Here is a 23,109-nt window from a genome sequence, read left to right on the forward strand (position 1 = left end):
ATTACAGCGTCCGCGCGATTTCCTTGATATCAAAGAACTCGAGTTGATCGCCTTCCTTGATGTCGTTGTAGTTCTTGAGCTTGATACCGCACTCGAAGCCTTCCTTGACTTCCTTGACGTCGTCCTTGAGGCGCTTGACCGAGTCGACTTCGCCCGTGTAGACCACCACGTTGTCGCGCAGCAGGCGGAAGCGTGCATTGCGATGGACCATGCCCGAGGTGATGTACGAACCGGCAATGGTACCGATCTTGGTCGCCACGAACACCGTGCGGATCTCGGCCGTACCGATGATCTCTTCGCGCTGCTCGGGCGCCAGCATGCCCGACATGGCCACGCGCAACTCGTCCACAGCGTCGTAAATGATGCTGTAGTAGTGCAGGTCAACACCATTGCTCTCGGCCAGCTTGCGCGCACCGGCATCGGCACGCACGTTGAAGCCGATCACGATGGCCTTGGAGGCGATCGCCAGGTTGATGTCCGACTCGCTGATGGCGCCCACTGCGGCGTACACCAGCTGCACCTTGACCTCGTCGGTCGAGAGCTTGAGCAACGACTGCGACAGCGCTTCCTGCGAACCCTGCACGTCGGACTTGACGATGATGGGCAGCATCTTCACTTCGCCTGCCGTCATGTCGGCAAACATGTTCTCGAGCTTCGCAGCCTGCTGCTTGGCCAGCTTGGTGTTGCGGAACTTGCCTGCGCGGTAGGTGGCGATTTCGCGGGCACGGCGTTCGTCCGTGAGCACCATGAATTCGTCGCCGGCCTGGGGCACTTCGGTCAGACCCTGGATTTCCACCGGGATCGACGGACCTGCCGTCTTGGCCACGCGGCCGTTTTCGTCCAGCATGGCGCGCACGCGGCCATAGGTCTGGCCTGCCAGCACCACGTCACCGACCTTGAGCGTACCGGACTGCACCAGCACCGTGGCCACAGGGCCGCGGCCCTTGTCCAGCTGGGCTTCGATCACCAGGCCCTTGGCCAGCGAATCGACCGGGGCCTTCAGTTCCAGCACTTCGGCCTGCAGCAGCACCTGTTCGAGCAGGTCGTCGATGCCCTGGCCGGTCTTGGCCGACACCGAGACGAAGGGCGACTCGCCACCGTACTCTTCAGGCACGACCGACTCGACCACCAGTTCCTGCTTGACGCGGTCGGCGTTGGCATCGGGCTTGTCGATCTTGTTGACCGCCACCACGATGGGAACACCCGCCGCCTTGGCGTGCTTGATGGCTTCCTTGGTCTGGGGCATGACGCCGTCGTCGGCAGCCACCACCAGGATCACGATGTCGGTGGCCTGTGCACCACGGGCACGCATGGCGGTGAACGCCTCGTGGCCAGGGGTGTCCAGGAACGAGATCATGCCGCGTGGCGTTTCCACGTGGTAGGCACCGATGTGCTGGGTGATGCCGCCGGCTTCGCCCGAGGCGACCTTGGCACGGCGGATGTAGTCGAGCAGCGAGGTCTTGCCATGGTCCACGTGGCCCATGACGGTGACCACGGGTGCCCGTGGCAGCAACTCGACATCCTTCTGGGCGCTGTCGTCGTCGGTGAAGGCTTCCGGATCGTCCAGTGCAGCCACCACGGCCTTGTGGCCCATTTCTTCCACCATGATCATGGCGGTGTCCTGGTCCAGCGGCTGGTTGATGGTGACCATCTGGCCCATCTTCATCAGCGCCTTGATGACCTCGTTGGCCTTGATCGACATCTTGTGCGCCAGCTCGGCCACCGTGATGGTTTCGGGCACGTGCACTTCGATGATGCGCGCCTCCACCGGAGCGGACTGCTGGTGGTGGTCGTCGCGGTGGTCGCGGTCATTGCCACGGCGGCCACGCGGGCCTCCGCGCCAGTTGTTGCGCCCCACGCCCCCGCTGCTGTCGCCGCGGGTCTTGATTTCCTTCTTCTTGGCCGTATCGCCCGCCCAGCTGGAGGACAGCTTGGCCGACTTCACTTCCTTGCCGGCGGCGGCGCCAGGCGCTGCTGCCGTGGCCGGTGCGCCAGGGCGTGCCGGGCCGGTGCCCGTGCCCACGGCGGGCTTGTGCAGCGTGCCCTTCTTGGCGTCGCCAGCCAGCGCGGGCTTGGCCACGGGCTTGGGTTCCTCGGGCTTCTTGGCGACCATGACCGCCTTCTTGGGCGTTGCCATCATGGAGCGGATCGCGGCAGCCTCGGCTTCAGCCTTGCGGCGGCGGGCATCGAGGTCGGCCGCGCGGGCCGATTCCTCGTCGGAGCGGGCCTTGGACTCGGCAGCAGCCTTTTCGCGGGCTTCGACCTGGGCAGCGGTGCGCGCAGCGGCTTCGGCCGCCTGCTCACGCGTGGCTTCCTGCTTGACGGCAGAGGCCTGGGCCTTCTTCTCGGCTTCCTGGGCCGCATAGGCGGCAGCGCGCTCTTCGGCTTCGCGTTCGCGCTGTTCGCGCGCTTCGCGTTCGGCACGCTTTTCGGCAAGCTCGGTTTCCTGGCGGCGGATCAGCTCGGCCTGGCGGCGCGCTTCTTCTTCGCGGCGCGACAGCTCGAGGTCTTCGCTCGAGACAGCGGCTTCCTCGACCACGGTGTCTTCGGACTCGGGGGAGCCCTCCACGCCGTCATCGCGCTTGATGAAGGTGCGCTTCTTGCGCACTTCCACCTGGATCGTGCGTGCCTTGCCGGTGGCATCGGCCTGCTTGATCTCGCTGGTGGACTTCTTCGTCAGCGTGATCTTCTTGCGGTCGACAGCGGCGGTGCCGTGGCTGTTTTGCAGGTACACGAGCAGCTTTTGCTTGTCGGACTCGGTCAGCGCGTCCGATGGGGCGGCCTTGCCCACGCCGGCAGCCTTGAGCTGGTCGAGCAGGGTTTCAGGTGATTTCTTGAGTTCGCTTGCGAACTCGGCGACAGTGTTACTGGACATATGTGGTTCGTGCCTCCCTGACCCTTACTCTTGCTGCCCCGCGAACCAGTGTTCGCGCGCCTTCATGATCAAGGCCTTGGCTTCATCTGCGGACTGCCCGGTCAGGTCGGTCAGCTCATCAATGGCCAGATCGGCCAGGTCGTCACGTGTGTGCACACCGCCTTCGGCCAACTTGGCAATCAGCTCCGGGGTGAGGCCTTCGAGGTCGCGCAGGTCCTGGGAGACCTCTTCCACGCTTTCCTCACGGGCGATTTCCATGGTGAGCAGCGCATCCTTGGCACGGGCGCGCAGCTCATTGACGGTGTCTTCGTCGAAGCTTTCGATTTCCAGCATTTCCTGCAGTGGCACATAGGCCACTTCTTCCAGGCTGGCGAAACCTTCGGAGATCAGGATGTCGGCGATTTCCTCGTCCACATCGAGCTTTTCCATGAACAGCTTGCGAGCAGTATCAGACTCGTTGGCCTGCTTCTGCGCCGATTCGGCAGCGTCCATGATGTTGATCTTCCAGCCGGTCAGGTCGGACGCCAGGCGCACGTTCTGACCGCCGCGACCGATGGCGATGGCGAGGTTTTCCTCGTCCACCACCACGTCCATGGCGTGCTTTTCCTCGTCCACCACGATGGAGGAGACGTTGGCCGGGGCCAGCGCACCGATCACGAACTGGGCCGGGTCTTCGGACCACAGCACGATGTCCACGCGCTCGCCAGCGAGCTCGTTGGTCACCGCGTTCACGCGGGTTCCGCGCACGCCGACGCAGGTGCCGATGGGGTCCACGCGCTTGTCGTGCGAGAGCACGGCGATCTTGGCACGCGAGCCCGAATCACGGGCGCAGCTCTTGATCTCGAGCAGGCCCTGCTCGATCTCGGGCACTTCCTGGCGGAACAGCTCGATCATGAACTCGGGGGCCGAGCGCGACAGGATGATGGGTGCGCCGCGCAGCGTCAGGTCCACTTCCATGATCATGGCGCGCACACGGTCGCCACTGCGCAGGTTTTCCTTGGAGATCATCTCGCTGCGGCGCAGGCGGCCTTCCACGCGGCCGGACTCGACGATGATGTCGCCCTTGTCCATGCGCTTGACGGTGCCGGTGAAGATGCGCTCGCCGCGCGACATGAAGTCGTTGAGCAGCATTTCGCGCTCTGCGTCGCGGATCTTCTGCAGGATGACCTGCTTGGCGGCCATGGCGCCGATGCGGCCGATGGGCACGGACTCGACGCCTTCTTCGATGTACTCGCCGACTTCGATGTCCGGGATGCGGTCCTTGGCATCCATCAGCAGCTCTTCGGCTTCGGGGTTCTGCAGGCCTGCATCGTCAGGCACCACCAGCCAGCGGCGGAAAGTCTCATAGTTGCCGCTGTCGCGATCGACGGACACGCGAATGTCCACCTCGCCCTGGTACAGCTTCTTGGTAGCCTGGGCCAGGGCCGATTCCACGGCGCCCAGGACCACGTCCAGCTCCACGTTCTTTTCGCGCGAAATGGCCTCAACCAACATCAACAATTCGCGATTCATGCGACGACTCTCCTAGTTCAATCACCCGACAGGCAAAGGCTGCACGCGGCGGCCATCTGCCCAGTTCATTCAGCAGCCTGCTTGCAGCTCAGGCGGGCTCAGCCCCTGCCTTGTTGCCACGCCCCTTGAAATCGACAATGGGCGCCAGACGGACTTCCCGCGTTTCATCCAGGGTGAAGCCCAGCGCCTGCAACGGGGCGGGCACGCGCTTCTTGCTGACTCTTTGACCTGGCTTGACAGCGGGCTCATCGCTCCAGACGATCTGCCAGCCCCCTGCCTCGGCCCGCTCCAGCGTGCCGCGAAATTTCTTGCGCGTGGCATTCACCTGCCCCGCACCTGCCGCGCCGATGGGCGCCTTCAATGTGATATCGATGATCGAGCCTTCGAAACGCACGAAGTCCTGCTCGTGGCGCAAGGGTCGATCGATTCCGGGAGAAGACACTTCCAGGCGCTTGTATTCAACGCCGTCGACCTCCAGCGCAAACTGCAGCTGGCGGGTGACCTTCTCGCAATCTTCGACCGTGACGTACTGCTCGGCGACCGGCGCGGGCGCATCGGCGGCAGGCTGTACCCAGGGCAAGTCGATGGTGATGCGCAGCAAACCACCGGCGGAGCGTTCAATCTCCACCAGGTCATACCCCAGGCCAATCACGATTTGTTCAACGACTTGCTGCAGTGCCACGTGTTCTATTCAATCCCGGAAAAACAAAAAACCCGATAACCCCCAGAGGCTTCGAGCTCCAAAAGCAAACGACCAAAAAAAACGGGCGGTTGGTACCCGCCCGCTTGGTCGTGAGAAACGTATTGTAGCCCGTAAAGTGTTGATTTGCAAAGCTGCGCAGCCGCGACTGCGCAGCAAATGCCCCGCATGTGCGGCAGAACAACGCCCGGCGCGGGTTTGCGCGGAGAAATACCCCGCGCAGCCCCTGCAGCCCAGCCCACCTGCTACGACAGTGATAGCGGCTGCAGCAGCTCGGCCAGGTCGCTTTCGGTAAAAAGCGGCTGCTTGCGCCCGGCCGCACCCTGGTAGAGGCTCTCGGCCAGCTGCGCCTTCTTTTCCTGCAGGGCCAGAATGCGTTCTTCGATGGTGCCGCGCGCCACCAGCTTGACCACCCACACACTCTGCGTCTGGCCGATGCGGTGGGCGCGGTCGGTGGCCTGGGCTTCCACGGCGGGGTTCCACCACGGATCGTAGTGGATCACGGTATCGGCCTGCGGCAGGTTCAGCCCCACCCCGCCGGCTTTCAGGCTGATGAGGAACAGCGGCACCTCGCCGCTGGTGAACCGGTCGATGATGGCGTCGCGCTTCTGGCTCTGACCGGTGAGCTTGACCCAGGGCAGGCCGTGTTTCGACAGTTCGGCCTCGATCAGCGAGAGCATGCTCGTGAACTGCGAGAACAGCAGGATGCGCCGGCCCTCGGCCAGCATCTCGGGCAGCATCTCCATCAGCTGCGCCAGCTTGGCCGAGGCATGCACCTTGCGCGCCGCCTCCAGCGGCACGAGCTGCGGGTCGCAGCACACCTGGCGCAGCTTGAGCAGCGCATCGAGGATGGTGATCTGCGAACGCGCCAGGCCCTTGGCGTGCAGGGCTTCGCGCACGGTCTTTTCCATGCCCAGGCGGATGGTCTCGTACAGGTCGGCCTGGGCACCCGAGAGGTCCACCGGCATCACGGTCTCGATCTTGGGCGGCAGCTCGTGCGCCACCACCGCCTTGGCCCGGCGCAGCATGAAGGGGGTGATGCGCGCGCGCAGCTGCGCCAGCCGCTCGGTGCTGCCCTGGCGTTCGATGGGGTTGCGAAACAGGTCCCGAAAGCGCTGCTGGCTGCCCAGAAAGCCCGGCATCAGGAAGTGGAACAGGCTCCAGACCTCGCCCAGGTGGTTTTCCATGGGCGTGCCCGACAGGCACAGCCGGTGGTTGGCCTGCAGCTGCGCCACCACCTGGGCGGCGTTGGTGGTGGCGTTCTTGATGTTCTGCGCCTCGTCGAGCACCACGATGTGCCAGCGCGCCTCCAGCCAGCGTTCGCGGTCGCGCTGCAGCAGCGAGTACGGAGCGATCACCAGGTCGTGCTCGGCCATGGTTTCGGCCAGCGCGTGGCGCTCCTTGCCGTGCAGCACCACGCTGCGCAGGCCGGGGGTGAAGCGCTCAGCCTCGCGCTCCCAGTTGCCCATCAGGCTCACGGGCGCAATGATCAGTGCGGGCTGCACCAGGCGGCCGGCATCCTTCTCGACCTGGATGTGCGCCAGTGTCTGCAAGGTCTTGCCCAGGCCCATGTCGTCGGCCAACACGCCCGCCAGGCCGTTGGCGCGCAGGAACTGCAACCAGTTGAGCCCCTGCTGCTGGTACGGCCGCAGCTGCGCCTGCACGCCAGCGGGCACCGGCACCTCCGGCAACTGGCCCTGCCCCTGCAGTTGCTGCACCAGGGCATGCAGGCTGGCCGCGCCCTCCCAGGCCACCCCATCGCCCAGCGAGGCGCTGGTGCGCAGCGCCTCCAGCCGCGACAGGCGCAGGCTCTCACCCGAAAAATCGTGCGCACGGTCGCCCGCCAGGTCGAGCAGGGCTGCCAGCCAGGGCCTCAGGGTGTCGGTGGGCAGGCGCACGAAGCCATGGCCACTCGGCGCCGGCAAATAGAGATAAGGAGGCAGGGCTGGAAGCCCTTTTTCATCGCCACCGGCCTGTGCAGAATCGGGCGGCGCCGCCGCAGCGGCCGCGATCAGGTCGGGCAGCCAGGGCAGGATGTTGTGGCGCTGGCCATCGATCTCGATCCCGAGCGACAGCTCGAACCAGGGCGACGGGGTGGGCTCCGCCCCCCCGCCCGCCGCCGCGGCCAGGCCCGCATCCCCATCGTCCAGCCCGAATGCATCGTCCTCCCCGCCATCATCCCCCTGCCCCTTCGGCCCCAGGTGCACATGGATGGCCTGCGCGCGGGTGATCCAACCGTCCAGCTCGGGCGCCACGGTGAGCGCAAAGCCGGCCTCGCGCAGCGCGGCAAAGTCCTCGTCGGCCCAGCGCATCCAGGCGCCCTGCGGCCGCTCGCCAGGGATGCCGAACAGCCCCTCGTCCACCCCCAGCAGGCCCAGGTCCATCAGGCGCGAGACGGCGTCGATCTCGGCACGGCCATCGCGCTGCAGCAGCACCTTGCCGCCTTCGCCGCCCCGGCCATCCACCAGCACCGACAAGGGCTGCCCCGCCCACCAGCCCACATGGCCCTGGTAGTCGAAGCGAAGTTGTGCCGTGATGAGCCCCAGGTAGGCCACCCCGGTGGCCGGCGTGGGCGCCAGGTGCAGGCGCGCCACGGGGGCAATGCCGTCGAGCCGGGTCAGCCCCTGCAGCACAGGCGGCAGCGGCAGCGGCCCCAGGCGGCGGGCCACCTCGGCCTGGTATTTCTGCAGCGCGGCAGCACTGAGCGGGGGCGCGTGCAGCAGCACCTCCAGCTGCGCCGGCTCCATGCCCGGCGCATGCGCCGGGCCGCAGACACCGGCGGCGGCATCGAGGTACATCGGCGGATTGTTGTGGCACAGCGTGGCCCCCGACCCGGGCAGCCGCGCCTGCAGCGCCCAGCCGCTGTCCTGCGCCAGGGCGCCCGCAGCCCCGCCGGAGACGGCCTGCCAGTGCCACTCGATGGGCAGCAGACCACCCCACTGCAAGGGCTCGCCCACAGTGGAGCCGCCCGCATCGGCAAACAGGCGCCCGGTGCTGGCCGCCTGCTGCAGGGCCAGCAGGCCGATCTGCCCCTCCAGCACCGCGCAGGGCGCGCCGCTGTAGGCAGAGTAGTAGTTCTGGTGGCGCGGCAGCGCGCGCAGCAGTTGCAGCACCTGGCGGTCGGTGTCACCGGCCCGGTCGAAAACCGCCTGGCCCTTGCCCGGCTGGGTGCGCACCAGCTTGGGCTTGGCCCAGCCGCCGGTCACCTTGGGGTAGGACACCACGGCCTCCAGCTGCAGCACGGGCGCCGCACGCGGCGCACCCACGGTGGACACCAGGTAGACATACTGCTCAGGGCGGTCGACAGCGCCCCCGACACCCGCGGGTGCATCGGCATCGCCCAGCCCCGCGGCCTTGTCCAGCGCCTGCAGCCAGTTCATGAGGCGCGCCTCGGCCTCCAGGCGGTGCACCTCGGCCATGCGCTGCTGGGCGTCGCTGCGGGCCGGCGGCGGGCGGCTCATCCCGGCCGCAGGCACGGCCAGGCCCATGGCCCGGTCGGATTCGCTCGGCCCCTGGCGCGCCGCCTGGTGCATGAGCGCCACGCCATGCTTGCACTGCAGGCCCACGGGGCAACTGCACTGGCTGCGCCAGTAGTCCACGGCACCATCGGGCATCAGGGCCATCGAGACGGCCAACTGGTACGGGGCCAGCTGGCTGCCCTGCACATCGCCCTCGAGCAGCCAATGGTCGCCCTGGGCGCTGATGGCCAGGCGCCGCACGGCACGCGCCTTGAACAGCGCCGTTCCCCGCGCCCACACGCCGTCATCGCACAGTGCGCGCAGTGACTCGGGCTCGAACCAGAACTCCAGGGACATGGAAAAATTCAGTGCACAACGGGGCAGAAGCCAACAGCCCATGGTACTGCACAAATGCTATTCAAAGAATAGCAAGCCAGAACCCTCGCCCGCCCCTCGGAGGTGGCCATGGGGCCCACGCGTCGGGAACCTGCCCAGCGCCTCAGCGGGCGCGCGCCGCGCGCACGCGCTCGAACACATCTTGCGCATCGGCGCCCACCCCCTGCCCGCCCTGCCCTGCCTGCAGACTGGAGAGCAGCCGCGCGAGCACGGGCGCCTGGGGCAGCAAGGGCCCCAGAAAACGCACGCTCGCACCATCGGCGATCAGCAGGGTCGGAAAGGTCTCCACATCCAGGTCGCCTGCGAGTTCGGATTCGTCCTCGATGTCCACCCACTCGAAGCGCACGCCCGGATGGGCCTGGGCCAGGGTGTCGAAGATGGCCCGGTAGTCGCGGCAGGTACCGCACCAGTCGGCGCACAGGCACACGGCCCACCAGCCCTGCGGCGAGCTGGTGGTGGGGGTGGCGTCGGGCAAGGCGGCCGGGCTGTGCATCTGCGAAATCCTTCGGGGCTGAAGCGTGCCACTTTACAACGGCTGCAGCCAGGGCACCGACAGCCTCCTGCCCATACCCAATCCCCGTGCCGGGGAACTGGCCGCCTGGGCCAGAATGTGCGCCGATCCACCCGACCGCCACACCCAGCCCATGTGCTGGGCAAGGGGTCGTTCTGGCAGTTCAGGCCTTCCCCCCGCATCGTGCTGCACCTGCCCGCCAATCCCGAGCGCGGTTACACGCAGATGGAGTTGCGGGCGCTCAGGGAGCTGGCCCTGGGCTGCGGCGCCAGCCGGGCCACGCTATGGCAAGGCCCAGCGCTCACGGATGGCGAACTGCTCTCGGGCCAGTATCCGCCCACAGGCCAGACCCTGGAATGAACACACCTCGCGGGTGGCTGGACGACAATCGATGCATCCCGCCCACCCACGCAGCACCCCACCCATGAGCACTCGACCCGACACCCTTGCGCTGAACATGCCGATCCCCAGCGGCGACCAACTCAAGGCCGCGCGCACGGCCGCAGGCCTGAGCCAGGCACAGGCGGCGGAACTGCTCGGCTACCCGCTGCAGACCGGCAGCCGCGGCGGCCTGCAGTCGCGCACCTGGCAGGCCCTGGAGAGCACGACCGACGAGCGCAGCATGCAGGGCCCGGTGTTTGCCATGTTCCTGCTGCTCACGGGTCAGCACCCTGGTTTCGTGCTGCAGCCCCGGCCACCCGCAGGGCAGGAGCCCGGCACCGTGGCGGACGCGGTGGCCGATGGCGAGGAAAACATCTCGCCCGAATAGCTCAATCCACCTTGATGTTGGCGGCCTTGATCACCTGGGCCCACTTGTCGACCTCGGCCTTCTGGAAGGCTGCGATCTGCGCCACAGCCAGGTCGGCCGGTTCCATGCCGAAGCCTGCCAGGCGCTTTTGCATCTCGGGCTGGGCCAGGATCTTGCGGATCTCGTCGTGCAGGCGGCCCACCACGGGCGCGGGCGTGCCGGCCGGCACGAAGATGGCCTGCCAGGACTGGACCTGGAAGTCTTCGAGGCCCTTGATGCCGGACTCCGCCACCGTGGGCACGTCGGGCATGGACGCCAGGCGTTTGGGCGAGGTGACGGCGATGGCGCGCAGCTTGCCGCTTTGCACATGCGGTGCCGCCACCACGGTGGTGTCGAACATCATGTCCACCTGCCCACCGATCACATCCTGGATCGCCGGGCCGCTGCCCTTGTAGGGGATGTGCGTGAATTTCACGCCCGACTTGAAGCCCAGCAGCTCCACCGCCAGGTGCTGCGAGCTGCCTGTGCCGGCCGAGGCGGAGGACAGGCCGCCCTCCTTGGTCTTCGCGGCGGCCAGCACGTCCTTGAGCGTCTTGTAGGGGCTGTTGGCAGCCACCACCAGCACGACGGGGTTGGTGCCGATCAATGTGACCGGGCTGAAGGACTTGAGGGCGTCGTAGCCCAGCTTGGGGTAGAGGCTGGCATTGATCGCATGCGAACTCACCGTGCCGCCGAGCAGCGTGTAGCCATCGGGTGCCGCGCGCGCCACCACCTCTGAACCCACGCTGCCCGCCGCCCCGGCCTTGTTCTCCACCACCACGGTGGTGCCCAGGGCCGTGCCCAGTTGCTGGCCGATCATGCGGCCCAGGGTGTCGGTGGTGCCGCCCGCGGCAAAGGGCACGACATAGCTGATGGGCTTGCCCGTGGGCCAGGTGCCCTGGGCGGCGGCCGGCAGGCCAGTGAGGCCACAGGCTGCCGCCAGGGTGGCCGTGCAAAGAAAGGTTCTGCGTTGCATGGGGGTGTCTCCGGATGGAAAGAGGGACTCAGGGGAAATCGACGATCTCGACCCAGTTGGGGTTCTTGCCGGCAGGCACGCGGGTCGGCGCGCCCGGGATGCCCGTTGCCGCATCGACGGGGTGCAGCGAGAGGCTGTGCGACTCCTGCCCTGCCGCGATCAGGAAACGCCCCGAGGAGTCCACCGCAAAGCCGCGTGGCGACTTTTCGGTAGGCACCTGGCCCAGGGGCTGCAGCTGGCCGGTGGCGGCATCGACGCGGAAGCTGCTGATGGTGCTGGACGTGCGCTCGGACGCATACAGCGTGCGGCCATCGGGCGACAGGTGCAGGTCGGCCGCCCAGGGCTTGCCGGCAAAGCCGGCGGGCAGCGCCGTGGTGCGCTGCACGGACCGCAAGCTGCCGCGTGCAGCGTCGTAGGCCATCACGTGCACGGCGGCGTCGAGCTCGTTGAGCACATACATATGGCGCTGCGCACGGTCCCAGACGAAGTGGCGCGGGCCGGACTTCTCGGGTGCGACGCTGGTCAGCGCCGGTTCGTGGGCCGTGAGCCGCCCCGTTTCTGCATCGAAGCGCCAGGCCGAGAGGTTGTCGCCGCCCAGGCTGGTGGCGAACACGTGGCGGTTGGCCGCATCGGCGTGGATGGCGTGGGCATTGGGCGCCGTGGGGATCAGCTGCTGCACGGCGCCCACGGCGCCATCCTTGCCGATGCTGTTGACCGTGATCTTGTGGCCCGGGTACGAGGCGGCGAACAGCCAGCGGCCCGTGGCATCGGTGTCGATGTTGGCCATGCTGTCGGCCAGCGGCGCCTCGCCGAGCTTGCGCAGCTTGCCGCTGGCGGGATCGATGGCCAGGCTGACCACCCGGAACGGCTGGGAGCGCAGTGCCACATAGAGCACGCGCTTGTCCGGGCTCACCGCCATGGGCATGGCCATGCCGGCCAGGGGCACGGTCTCCACCGGCTTGAGCGTGCCGGCGCTGCGGTCGAGCTCCAGCACCGACAGATCCTGGCTGTCGGCGTTGGATACATAGACCCAGGTAGCGGCCATGGCGGAGCCAGCGCCCAGGGACAAGGCGCTGGCCACCAGAGGCAGCGCCAGGCGGCGCCAACGAATTGCACGGAGCATCGGTATTTCCTTTCACAACATGAGGGGGAGCCTGCTCCCGGCAGCGGACGACAGGGGCTGCAGGCGGCACGGGGCGGCGACCCCGGTTCTGGCGAAAAAGGCCATTCGTCATATGTTGTCATACAACATAGGGGATTGTGGACCTTGGGCGCGCATCCGATCAAAGGGATTACCCGAACCCGATTGCATGCCACCCGTGCCCACACAGACCATGGAGGGAATGCTCCACCAAGGGCCCTTTTTCACAGGAGAGATCGATGTCGAGTCCGAACTTCCCGCGCCGGGCTGCGGCAGGCCGGCGGAGCCCCGGAGCCCGCGGGCACCGGCACGTCAATGCGCACTTTTTTTGTAAGGGCAATTGTTTTTCTGCGCGCTTAGTTGTACGATGACTATCAACAAGCTTAGCCACCAGGAGACAACACATGACACTGACCCGCCGCGACGCCATTCTGGCGTGCACCGCCGCCCTTGCCGCCACCACGGCCACCGCCCAGACCGCGGCGGAATGGCAGCCCACCAAGACCCTGAAGCTGATCGTGCCCTACCCCCCAGGCGGCAGCTCGGACATCATTGCCCGCTCCATCAGCCAGCCCCTGTCGGAAGCCCTCAAGCAGACCGTGATCGTGGAGAACAAGCCCGGTGCCAATGGCAACCTGGGTGCGGACTTCGTCGCCAAGGCCGATCCGGACGGCTACACCATGCTGCTGTGCGACGTGGGCGCCCTGGCCATCAGCCCCTCGGTCTACACCAAGCTGTCGTTCGACCCCTCCAAGGACCTGCGCGGCGTGACCATGCTGGCCTACTCGCCCCACCTGCTGGTGGTGCATCCCTCGGTCAAGGCCAACAACCTCAAGGAACTGATCGCACTGTCCAAGACAGCGGACCTGAACTTCGCCGTCACTGCCACCGGCAGCGCACCGCACCTGGCCGGTGTGGCGCTGGAGCGTGCCAGCGGCGCGCGCTGGCAGTACATCCCCTACAAGGGCGGCGTGACTGCCATCCAGGACACCGTGGCCGGCCAGACCCAGGTGCTGATGAACGGCATGCTGGCCACCCTGCCCCAGGTGCAGAACGGCAAGCTCAAGGTGCTGGGCGTGTCCAAATCCACGCGCATGCCGCTGATCGGCGACGTGCCCACCATTGCCGAGCAAGGCGTGCCCGGCTACGAGTCCGGCACCTGGCAAGGCATCCTGCTGCCCCGCGGCACGCCCGAAGCCGTGGTGCAGCGGCTGAACAAGGCGTTGATCACCGCCATCCGCTCGCCCGACATCCGCTCGCGCCTGGCCGGCCAGGGCGCCGAGGTGGTCACCATGACCCCCACCGAACAGGACCAGTTCTTCGCCAAGGAGCGTGCGCGCTGGGCCTCCGTGGTGAAGGCCGCCAATATCAAGCTCGACTGAGTCCCGACTTCTTTTTTCACATCACCGCCCCGCTACCACCATGAACCCGCAAGACCTCAAATCCATCATGGGCTCCGGCCTGCTGTCCTTCCCCGTCACGGACTTCGACGCCCAGGGCAACTTCAACCCCAAGGGCTACGCCGCGCGCCTCGAATGGCTGGCCCCCTACGGCGCCAGCGCCCTGTTCGCCGCCGGCGGCACGGGCGAGTACTTCTCGCTGTCGGGCCCCGAGTACGGCGAGGTCGTCAAGACCGCCGTGGACACCTGCCGCGGCAAGGTACCCATCATTGCCGGTGCCGGCGGCCCCACGCGCACGGCCATTGCCCATGCCCAGGAGGCCGAGCGCCTGGGTGCCCACGGCATCCTGCTGTTGCCCCACTACCTGACCGAAGCCGGCCAGGAAGGGCTGATCGAGCATGTGGCCGCGGTCTGCAACAGCGTGAAGTTCGGTGTCATCGTCTACAACCGCGACCGCACCAAGCTCACGGCCAATTCCCTGGCCATCCTGGCCGAGCGCTGCCCCAACCTGATCGGTTTCAAGGACGGCGTGGGCAACATCGAGACCATGTCCTCGATCTTCATGAAGATGGGCGACCGCTTCTCCTACCTGGGCGGGCTGCCCACGGCCGAGGTGTATGCGGCAGCGTACAAGGCGCTGGGCACGCCGGTGTACTCGTCGGCGGTGTTCAACTTCATCCCCAAGACGGCGATGGACTTCTACAAGGCGGTGGCGGCCGACGACATGGCCACGCAGCACAAGCTGCTCAAGGAGTTCTTCATGCCTTACCTGGACATCCGCAACAAGGTGGAAGGCTACGGCGTGAGCATCATCAAGGCCGGCGCCAAGCTGGTGGGCCACGATGCGGGCCCGGTGCGCGCGCCGCTGACGGACCTGAAACCTGCCGAGCTGGAGCAGCTCAAGGCGCTGATCGACAAGCTCGGCCCGCAGTAAGCCCACACAAGGGCCTGGACCACGCCCCAGGCCCTTTTTTCATCGCTTTCAGATCTCCAGGCGCCTGGCCGTGCACAGGCTCCCGGTGTAGACGCGGCACGCCCATCTTTTTTCAAACACAACAATGGAGACAGACAAGATGTTCAAGAAAATCGTCCTCGCAGCCGCGGCTGCCGTGGCCATCGCGGCCCTCTCGGGCTGCGCCAGCAACCCACCTGCCGCATCGTCCGCCGCATCCGAGCAATCGGTGGCAGCCGCGGCCGAACGCCTGCGCGTGGCCATGATCGACCCCACCCAGGCCGCCCTGGCCCAGCTGGTGGCCGACGACCTGAGCTATGGCCACTCGGGCGGCCGCGTGGACACCAAGGACAGCTTCATCGGCGACCTGCTCGCCGGCAAGTCTGACTTCGTGACCATCGCCATCACCGAGCAGACCATCAAGGTGGTGGGCAACACCGCCATCGTGCGCCACACCCTCACGGCCGACACCAACGACTCGGGCAAGCCCGGCAAGGTGCAGATCAAGATCCTGGGTGTCTGGCAGCAGCAGGGCAGCAGCTGGAAGCTGCTGGCGCGGCAAGCAGTGCGCGTAGCGACGTAAGATCGTCGCCATGGTCCGCCGCCACGGTGCTGCGGACCGCCATTCACAGCGGCCGGTTCGGCTCCACGCCGCCGGCCTTTTTCCTGCCCCTCATGACCCTGCCCTCCAAACCTCGCCTCCTGCAGATCGCCCGCCTGCCCCTTGCCGCGCTGGAGACCGACCTGGCCGCCCGCTATGACGTGGTCTGCCTGTCCGACCAGGCCGACCCGGCTGCCTTCCTGGCCGAGCACGGCGCCAGCTTCACCGGTGTGGTCACGTCGGCCTCCATCGGCCTCAAGGCCGAGGTGATCGCAGCACTTCCCAAGCTGCAGGTGGTGAGCAGCTTCGGCGTGGGCTTCGATGCGCTGGACATTGCCGCGTGCCAGGCGCGCGGCATCCCCGTGGGCTACACGCCCGACGTGCTCAACGACTGCGTGGCCGACATGGCGTTTGCGCTGATGCTCGACGTGTCGCGCGGCGTGGCCGCGAGCGACCGCTTCGTGCGCCGCGGCGAATGGCCCAAGGCGCGCTACGCGCCGCAGACCCGGGTGTCGGGCAAGCGCCTGGGGATCGTCGGCATGGGCCGCATCGGCCTGGCCGTGGCCGAGCGCGCCGCAGGCTTTCGCATGGAGGTCGGCTACTACAACCGCCGCCCGGTCGAAGGCTCTGCGCTGCCCCGCCTCGACTCCCTGCTGGCGCTGGCGCAGTGGGCCGACTACCTGGTGCTCACCGTGGCCGGTGGCGCCTCCACGCGCCACATGGTCAACCGCGAGGTGCTGGAGGCCCTGGGGCCCCGGGGCTACCTCATCAACGTGGCGCGCGGCAGCGTGGTGGACCAGGCCGCGCTGGTCGAGGCCCTGCAGCAAAAACGCATCGCCGGTGCCGGCCTGGACGTGTTCGAGGACGAACCCCAGGTGCCTGCTGCACTGATGGACCTGGACAACGTGGTCCTTACCCCGCACACCGCCAGCGCCACGCACGAAACCCGCCGCGCCATGGCCGACCTGGTGCTGGAGAACCTGGAATCCTTTTACGCCACAGGCGCCGTGCGCGTGCCGGTACCGGTCACCTGACATAAAAAAGCCCCCACCGGCATGCGCCGGCGAGGGCCGAGACAAGGCGCGCCGCCAGGGGCGCACCATCCCTGTTACTTTAAGACGCCCTTGGAGATGTCCATGATCATGCGCGTGGCCAGGTACAGGCGCGGCACGATGGTATTGATCTGCACGTACTCGGCATCGTTGGAGTGGGCACCGTAGCCCGACAGGCCCATGCCCTCCACGACGGCGCCCTTGGTCTTGAGCGCAGCGAAGGCCGCATCGGTACCACCGCCCGTGGCCTTCTCGACCACGGCGAGGGGCAGGCCCAGCTCCTGGTAGATGACCTTGCCATAGCCGGCCACGCGGCGCGAGGCCTCGCTGGCTTCGAGCGGCGGGCGGCGCACCTCGAACTTCACGTCCACCTTGGAGGCGGGCAGCAGTTTCGTCTTGATCTTTTCCTGCAGCGCCTTCTCCAGGCCGTCGAAGTCGGCCACCTTGAGCGCGCGCGCATCGGCCTGGGCCGTGGCCTCGGCGGGGATCACGTTGCGGTTGGTGCCGGACTTGGAGACGGTCCAGTTGAGCTTGAGGCCTTCGTCGTTCTTGGACAGGTCCTTCATCTGCAGCAGCTGGTGCGACAGCTCGTACAGCGCGTTCACGCCATCCTCGGGCTTGGCGCCGGCATGCGAGGCCTTGCCCTGCACCGTGAGGTAGGCCGCGCCGATGCCACTGGTGGCCAGGCGCAGCGTGCCGTCGGTGCCGCCACCTTCGAACGAGAGCACCACGTCGTGCTCCGAGGCCACGCGGGTGATGGTGCTGCGCCAGCCAGGCGAGCTGATCTCCTCGTCGCCATTGACCAGCACCGTGAGCGTGCCGTAGTCCTTGAAGTTGAGTTTTTGCAGCAGGGCGATGGTGTGGATGATGAGGGCGATGCCCTGCTTGTCGTCGGAGATGCCCAGGCCATAGGCCTTGTCGCCGTCGATGCGGAAAGGCTGGCCCTTGAGCATGCCCTTCAGGTACACCGTGTCCATGTGCGCGATCAGCATGATCTTCTTCGTGCCGGTGCCCTTGAACACGGCCTGCACGGCGGGGCCCACCTTTTCGGGCGTGTCGTCCAGGCGGTAGACGTCGCTGGTCTGCAGCACGTCCACCGTGCCGCCCAGTTGCTTGAGCTGGCTGGCGATGCGCTCGGCGATCTGGTTCAGGCCCTCGATGTCCTTGCTGCCCGACTCGATATGCACCAGGTCGCGCAGGGTGTCGAGCAGGGGTTGCTGTTCCTTCTGCGCCAGGCCATGCACCTCAGCCACGGGGGCGGCGTGGGCCATGGCGGCGGCGAAGGCAAGGGAGAGGGAGGCGATCAGGGGGCGGAGGGGATGGGACATGGTTTGGCTGCTGGCAGCGGCAAGTGAATGGCGAAGGCTGATTATGTTGCTGATGGCGGGGGCTTTGCTGGTTGCCGCAAGTGTCGGCTGTTTTGACAGCATGCTTTGTTGAAGGGCGGGAGCCGGGATGTGCGCCCGGCGGCGCAGTAACTTTCTCTTGGGCCGCCAAGAGAAAGTCACCAAAGAGAAGGCGGCCCCGCTGCCCGTGTCCCCCTCGCCGGTGGCGAGGGGGCAGCCTGCGATGCTCGGTCCTGGGGTGCACCGCGGAACTCGCTGCGTTCCCCCTGCGGGTGAACTCCGCTCAAACATCCGCGGTGAGTCAGACAACGATGCGCGTGTCCTTCGGCACGCGCTCACCCCAGGCCCTGCGCTTCTCGGCACGGTCAGAGGGGGGTGGATACCAACACGGGCCATTGCTTCGCTCGGCCCGATCTGCCTCGCTGCGCTTGGCCTGGGCAGGGCCGCCGCGCCAGTGGCGTTGGCAGCGCACAGCGCGTAACCGACACCCGGCGCAGCTGCTAAAGCAGCAGCCGGGTGGTACCCGCTCCCCACCCCCTCTGGCTGCGCCGAGAAGCGCAGGGCCTGGGGTGGGCGTGTGTGCCGAAGGACACACACGCTTCGTGATCTGGCTCGTCGCAGATGTTTGAGCGAAGTTCGAAGAACGCAGCGAGTTCTGCGACGCCACCCCAGGATCGAGCATCGCAGGTTGCCCGAAGCGAAGCGCAGGGACGCAGACAGCGGGGTCGCCTTTTCTTTGCCTTCTTTCTTTTGGCGACGCAAAAGAAAGAAGGTGCGCCGCCGGGCGCACATCCCGGCCTCCGACCTTCAAAAAAGCATGCGGCCCAAACAGGCTCGATCACCCTCCAGAAACCCGCCTCGCCTCAGCCAACTTTACCAACACCTGCAACGCCCGGTTCAAAGGCGTGGGCACGCCCAGCGCCTCTCCACGACTCACCACATACCCATTCAGATGATCGATCTCGGTGGGCTTGCCCCGCGCCAGGTCCTGCGCGGTGGACGAATGCTGCCCCGGCATGGTGGCCGGGATACCGCGCACAGCCGCATCGATATCGCCCGGAATGGTGACGCCATCGGCCTTTGCGACGGCTAGGCATTCGGCCACGGTATCGGCAATCACGTCTGTCACACCAGGGGCCTGCACCAGTTGCCCGTAAGGCTGCTGCGACAGGGCCGACAGCGCGTTGTAGGCGCAGTTGAGCACCAGCTTGGCCCAGAGCGCGCCGCGCACGTTGTCCGAAATCTGCGTGGGAATGCCCGCGGCGGCGAACTGCGCGGCCACCGCCTCGCTGCGCGGCGACGGCGCGATCACCAGCTCGCCCCGGCCGTGGTGGCGCACATGGCCGGGGCCGGCCATGGCGGTGGCCACATAGACCACGGCGGCCGCCACGGGCGTGCGGCGGTCCAGCACGGCGCGCACGCGCTCGTCGTTGTCCACACCGTTCTGCAGCGTGAGCACCAACGCCCCAGGCGCCAGGTAAGGCTGGATCGCGCGCGCAGCGGCCTCCGAATCCGTGGACTTCACGCAGAACAGCACCACGTCGGCACCCTGCACGGCGCTGGCCTCGGTGCTGGCCTGCATGGGCACCTGTACGTCAAGCACGGCCGTCTGCAGGCGCAGGCCATGCTGCTGCACGGCCTGCACATGGGCTTGGCGGCCAATCAGGCTGACCGCATGGCCGGCCCGCGCGAGCAGCGCGCCGTAGTAGCAACCCACGGCGCCAGCGCCCATGACGGCAATGCGCAAGAGGGGAACATCGGCAGCAGCAAACGAGGCGGTGGTGGTCATGAAAAGGACGTGCGGAACACGGGCAAAGGACAGGGACGGTCTTCGACTATATCGGCCCGCAAGCACCCGCGCAGGGCACCCACCAGCCGCCACAAATCCCCTGACGTCGACTCGGAAATTAATTGATTGCAAAGACAATCATTGTCTAGTCAATTAAATTACCACTCCATGGCATCGACACCTCCCCCCTCTTCCCCCGACGTGTCCTTCTACGGCAACGGCCACAGCCCTGCCGAGGAGAGCGTGGGCTACCTGATGCGCAAGGTGATGTCGTCCATCCGCACGCAGGCGGACGCCCAGCTGTCCACGCACGACCTGACGTTTGCGCAGTGGCTGCCTCTGTTCAAGATCTCCAAATGCCAGGCCGTGGCCTCCGGCCAGGCAGCCACGCTGGCCGTGATGGCGCGGGAGCTGGAGACGGACGCCGCCTCCATGACGCGCACGCTCGATCGCCTGGAGGCCAAGGGCCTGGTGCTGCGCGAGCGCTCTACCACCGACCGGCGCGTGGTGCACGTGGTGCTCACGCCCGAGGGCGAGAAGGTCGCGGCCAAGGTGCCCCCGGTGCTGGCCGAAGTGCTCAACAACCACCTGCGCGGCTTCACCCATGACGAATGGCAGCAGTTGCTCAGCCTGCTGCGCCGCATGCTGGCCAACGGCGATGCCGTGCGCCTGGAACAACAACAACAGCCGCAGGAGCCGCCGGCCGCCTGACCTGGCCGCCCTGCCCCCTGCCCCGGATCCCCCCAAGAGATAGCAGATATGTCCTCATCCACCGCCCCCCTGTCCACCCGTGCCGCCATGGCGGCCCATTTCGCCGTATCGGCCGTTGCCCTGGCGGCCGCCCTGTTCCTGGTCGGCTGCGCCAGCCCCGGGCCGGCGCACACCCCGCTGGCACAGACCACACCCGCCGCGGCAGGCCTGAACGCTTCGGACCGTGAGTCGGCCGCACCGTCCCAGTGGTGGACCACGCTCGGCGACGCACAGCTCAACACCCTGGTCGACAAGGCCCTGCAGGGCAGCCCCAGCCTGGCCGTGAGCCGCGCCCGCCTGGAGCAGGCCGTGGCGCTGAGCCAGGTGCGCGAAGCCGCCAACGGCCCGCAGGTGAACCTGGGCGTGGACGCCACGCGCCAACGCTACACCGCCCACGGCCTGGTGCCAGCCCCGGTGGCCGGCAACACCTACAACAGCGGCACGGTGCAGGCGACGTTCAGCTGGTCGCCCGACTTCTTCGGCCAGCATGCCGCCGAGCTGCAGGCCGCCCTGGGCCAGGCGCGGGCCGCCCAGGCCGATGCCGCCGCCGCCGCCAACACCCTGGCCGCCCAGGTGGGCCGCAGCTATGTGGCCCTGGCGCGCCTGGTCTCGCAGCGCGAGGTGGCCGTGCGGGCCCTGGAACAGCGCGAAGAACAGCGCCGCCTGACCAATGACCGCGTGGCCGCAGGACTGGACAGCCAGGTCGAGCTGACCCAGGCCCAGGCCGCCGTGCCCGATGCGCGCACGCAGATCGAGGCGCTGGACGAGCAGATCACCCTGGCACGCCGCCAGGTGGCCGTGCTCACCGGCCAGGCGCCCGATGCACTCACCACCCTGACCCCGCAACTGGCCTCCCTGCAGCCCACGCCCGTGCCCGACGCGCTGGGCGCCGACCTGCTGGGCCGCCGCCCCGACGTGGTGGCCGCGCGCTGGCGCGTGGAAGCCGCCACCCAGGGCGTGAAGGTCGCACGCACGGAGTTCTACCCCAACATCAACATCGGCGCCTTCATCGGCCTCAATTCGCTGGGTCTGGACAACCTGTTCAACGCCGGCTCGCGCCAGATGGGCGTGACGCCCGCGCTGCGCCTGCCAATCTTCGATGGTGGCCGGCTGCGTGCGCAGCTGGGTGGCCGCCAGGCCGAGCTCGATGCCGCCATCGCCCAGTACAACGGCATGGTGCTCGACGCGGTCAAGGAAGCCGGCGACGCCATGGCCTCCGTCCAGTCGCTCACACGCCAGCAGGCGCTGCAGGACGATGCCGCTGCCAGCGCCGAAAAGGCCTACCGCTTTGCGCAGGAGCGCTACCGCGCGGGTCTGGGCAACTACCTGGTGGTGCTCTCCACCGAAAGCCAGGTGCTGGCCCAGCGCCGCCTGGCCGTGGACCTGCGCGCGCGCCAGCTCGACACCCGCCTGCAGCTGATGAAGGCCCTGGGCGGCGGCTGGACCGACGACACGGCCACGCTGCAGACCGCCGCAGCGCACTGAACCGCATCCATCCAAAAAACCATACACAACAAGCATACCCAGAGGACCCTTGCCATGAGCGAATCCGCCACCCCCAACAACCAAGCATCCAACCCCGCGCGCCGCCGCGGCCTGACCCTGATCGCCGCCGCCGTGGCCCTCGCCGCCATCGGCTGGGGCGGCTGGCACTGGGCCAATGGCCGCCATGTGGAGACCACCGACAACGCCTACGTGGCAGGCAACGTGGTGCAGATCACGCCGCAGATCGGCGGCACCGTGGTCTCCATCGGCGCTGACGACACCGACTATGTGAAGGCCGGCCAGCTGCTGGTCAAGCTCGACCCCGCCGACGCCCGCGTGGCGCTGGAGCAGGCCGAAGCTCAGCTGGCCCAGACCGTGCGCGAGGTGCGCACCCTGTTCGCCAACAACTCCACCCTGAAGGCCCAGGTCAGCCTGCGCAGCGCCGACCTGGCGCGCGCCCAGGCCGATGCCGCGCGCCTGCAAGACGACGTGGCCCGCCGCGCCCCGCTGATGGCCAGCGGCGCCGTGGGCAAGGAAGAGTTCCAGCACGCGACCGCCCAGGTCACGGCGGCCAAGAGCACCGTGGCCGCCGCCCAGGCCGCTGTGACGGCCGCCCAGGAGCAACTGGCTGCCAGCCAGACGCAGACCGAAGGCACCTCCATCGAGCAGCACCCCAACGTGCAGCGCGCCTCGGCCCGCGTGCGCGAGGCCTACCTGGCGGTGCAGCGCGCCCAGCTGGTGGCGCCGCTCGACGGCCATGTCGCCAAGCGCGGCGTGCAGGTCGGCCAGCGTGTGCAGGCCGGCGCCCCGCTGATGACGCTGGTGGCCCTGAACGACCTGTGGGTGGACGCCAACTTCAAGGAAAGCCAGTTGCAGAACCTGCGCATCGGCCAGCCGGCCGAGCTGGTGGCCGACGTGTACGGCACCAAGGTGGTCTACCACGGCAAGATCGCCGGCCTGGGTGCCGGCACCGGCGCCGCCTTCGCCCTGCTGCCCGCGCAGAACGCCACCGGCAACTGGATCAAGGTGGTGCAGCGCGTGCCCGTGCGCATCACCCTCGACCCCAAGGAAGTGACCGAGCACGCGCTGCGCGTGGGCCTGTCGATGGACGTGCGGGTGGATACCGCCGACCAGAGCGGTAAGACCCTGTCCGACACGCAGCGCACCACGGCCGTGGCCGCCACGGCCGTGTTCGACGCGCAGTTCAAGGCCGCCGACGATGAGGTGGCCCAAATCATCGCCGCCAACCTGGGCCGCAAGGCCGTGGCCGTGGCATCGCCCAAGGTCGGCCAGACGCCGGGCAGCAACGCCGTGCAGGCGCAGAACCACGCCTCCGCCCCCGTGCGGTCCCCTGTGGTGCAGTAAGCCGGGGGCTTTT

The 23,109-nt window shown here is 67.6% G+C and carries 18 protein-coding genes; 9 read left to right on the top strand and 9 right to left on the bottom strand.

Features of this window, described 5'->3' with window-relative positions:
- Position 1: 1 nt before the first annotated feature.
- The 5 genes from infB to AC07PA_RS14705 all read right to left on the bottom strand — a co-directional run bounded on the left by infB (position 2) and on the right by AC07PA_RS14705 (position 9,434).
- Complete coding sequence (gene infB / locus AC07PA_RS14685) at positions 2-2,875, bottom strand: translation initiation factor IF-2 (RefSeq protein ID WP_108016498.1); 2,874 nt, start codon at positions 2,873-2,875, stop codon at positions 2-4.
- Between the two features lie 24 nt (positions 2,876-2,899).
- Positions 2,900-4,387: a transcription termination factor NusA gene (gene nusA, locus AC07PA_RS14690; protein WP_007857628.1), complete on the bottom strand. Its 1,488-nt coding sequence runs from the start codon at positions 4,385-4,387 to the stop codon at positions 2,900-2,902.
- A gap of 88 nt (positions 4,388-4,475) precedes the next feature.
- Complete coding sequence (gene rimP / locus AC07PA_RS14695) at positions 4,476-5,069, bottom strand: ribosome maturation factor RimP (RefSeq protein ID WP_007857626.1); 594 nt, start codon at positions 5,067-5,069, stop codon at positions 4,476-4,478.
- A 263-nt stretch (positions 5,070-5,332) separates the two neighbouring features.
- Positions 5,333-8,902, bottom strand: a complete 3,570-nt coding sequence (locus AC07PA_RS14700; protein WP_494608457.1) for a DEAD/DEAH box helicase — start codon at positions 8,900-8,902, stop codon at positions 5,333-5,335.
- A gap of 142 nt (positions 8,903-9,044) precedes the next feature.
- Entirely contained in the window at positions 9,045-9,434 is a 390-nt protein-coding gene (locus AC07PA_RS14705) for a thioredoxin family protein (RefSeq protein ID WP_494608458.1), read from the bottom strand.
- A gap of 117 nt (positions 9,435-9,551) precedes the next feature.
- Here AC07PA_RS14705 and AC07PA_RS14710 point away from each other — a divergent pair, with 117 nt between their 5' ends.
- Together AC07PA_RS14710 and AC07PA_RS14715 are read left to right on the top strand one after the other, a co-directional pair.
- A complete protein-coding gene (locus tag AC07PA_RS14710; protein WP_494608459.1) occupies positions 9,552-9,812 on the top strand; it encodes a hypothetical protein in 261 nt (86 codons plus the stop codon).
- A 64-nt stretch (positions 9,813-9,876) separates the two neighbouring features.
- Complete coding sequence (locus tag AC07PA_RS14715) at positions 9,877-10,221, top strand: helix-turn-helix domain-containing protein (RefSeq protein ID WP_007857622.1); 345 nt, start codon at positions 9,877-9,879, stop codon at positions 10,219-10,221.
- A 1-nt stretch (position 10,222) separates the two neighbouring features.
- On the opposite strand, the gene AC07PA_RS14720 is transcribed toward AC07PA_RS14715, so the two are convergent.
- A complete protein-coding gene (locus AC07PA_RS14720) occupies positions 10,223-11,215 on the bottom strand; it encodes a Bug family tripartite tricarboxylate transporter substrate binding protein (protein ID WP_494608460.1) in 993 nt (330 codons plus the stop codon).
- A gap of 28 nt (positions 11,216-11,243) precedes the next feature.
- Positions 11,244-12,338: a lactonase family protein gene (locus AC07PA_RS14725; protein ID WP_494608461.1), complete on the bottom strand. Its 1,095-nt coding sequence runs from the start codon at positions 12,336-12,338 to the stop codon at positions 11,244-11,246.
- 422 nt (positions 12,339-12,760) lie between these two features.
- On the opposite strand from AC07PA_RS14725, the gene AC07PA_RS14730 reads away from it, so the two are divergent.
- The 4 genes from AC07PA_RS14730 to AC07PA_RS14745 all read left to right on the top strand — a co-directional run bounded on the left by AC07PA_RS14730 (position 12,761) and on the right by AC07PA_RS14745 (position 16,343).
- Complete coding sequence (locus tag AC07PA_RS14730) at positions 12,761-13,738, top strand: Bug family tripartite tricarboxylate transporter substrate binding protein (protein ID WP_007857619.1); 978 nt, start codon at positions 12,761-12,763, stop codon at positions 13,736-13,738.
- 40 nt (positions 13,739-13,778) lie between these two features.
- Positions 13,779-14,690 carry a 5-dehydro-4-deoxyglucarate dehydratase gene (kdgD, locus tag AC07PA_RS14735; RefSeq protein WP_108016499.1) on the top strand — a complete coding sequence of 304 codons (912 nt, stop codon included), beginning with the start codon at positions 13,779-13,781 and terminating at the stop codon, positions 14,688-14,690.
- Positions 14,691-14,829: 139 nt separating this feature from the next.
- Positions 14,830-15,291, top strand: a complete 462-nt coding sequence (locus AC07PA_RS14740) for a nuclear transport factor 2 family protein (protein WP_007857812.1) — start codon at positions 14,830-14,832, stop codon at positions 15,289-15,291.
- 92 nt (positions 15,292-15,383) lie between these two features.
- Positions 15,384-16,343, top strand: a complete 960-nt coding sequence (locus AC07PA_RS14745) for a 2-hydroxyacid dehydrogenase (protein WP_494608462.1) — start codon at positions 15,384-15,386, stop codon at positions 16,341-16,343.
- Between the two features lie 74 nt (positions 16,344-16,417).
- Here the strand turns inward: AC07PA_RS14745 and AC07PA_RS14750 are convergent, their stop codons facing one another.
- Together AC07PA_RS14750 and AC07PA_RS14755 are read right to left on the bottom strand one after the other, a co-directional pair.
- A complete protein-coding gene (locus AC07PA_RS14750) occupies positions 16,418-17,689 on the bottom strand; it encodes a M20/M25/M40 family metallo-hydrolase (RefSeq protein WP_494608463.1) in 1,272 nt (423 codons plus the stop codon).
- 856 nt (positions 17,690-18,545) lie between these two features.
- The gene (locus tag AC07PA_RS14755) at positions 18,546-19,496 is read right to left on the bottom strand and encodes a ketopantoate reductase family protein (RefSeq protein WP_494608464.1); all 951 of its coding nucleotides are present in this window, start codon (positions 19,494-19,496) and stop codon (positions 18,546-18,548) included.
- Positions 19,497-19,664: 168 nt separating this feature from the next.
- Here AC07PA_RS14755 and AC07PA_RS14760 point away from each other — a divergent pair, with 168 nt between their 5' ends.
- Genes AC07PA_RS14760 through AC07PA_RS14770 form a run of 3 tightly spaced genes read left to right on the top strand, consistent with a single transcriptional unit; the run spans position 19,665 to position 23,096 of the window.
- Complete coding sequence (locus AC07PA_RS14760) at positions 19,665-20,207, top strand: MarR family winged helix-turn-helix transcriptional regulator (RefSeq protein WP_494608465.1); 543 nt, start codon at positions 19,665-19,667, stop codon at positions 20,205-20,207.
- Positions 20,208-20,255: 48 nt separating this feature from the next.
- Positions 20,256-21,731 carry an efflux transporter outer membrane subunit gene (locus AC07PA_RS14765; protein WP_494608466.1) on the top strand — a complete coding sequence of 492 codons (1,476 nt, stop codon included), beginning with the start codon at positions 20,256-20,258 and terminating at the stop codon, positions 21,729-21,731.
- A 54-nt stretch (positions 21,732-21,785) separates the two neighbouring features.
- Positions 21,786-23,096: an HlyD family secretion protein gene (locus AC07PA_RS14770; RefSeq protein WP_494608467.1), complete on the top strand. Its 1,311-nt coding sequence runs from the start codon at positions 21,786-21,788 to the stop codon at positions 23,094-23,096.
- Positions 23,097-23,109: the final 13 nt, after the last annotated feature.

The sequence above is a fragment of the Acidovorax sp. GW821-FHT09B03 genome (assembly GCF_059418305.1).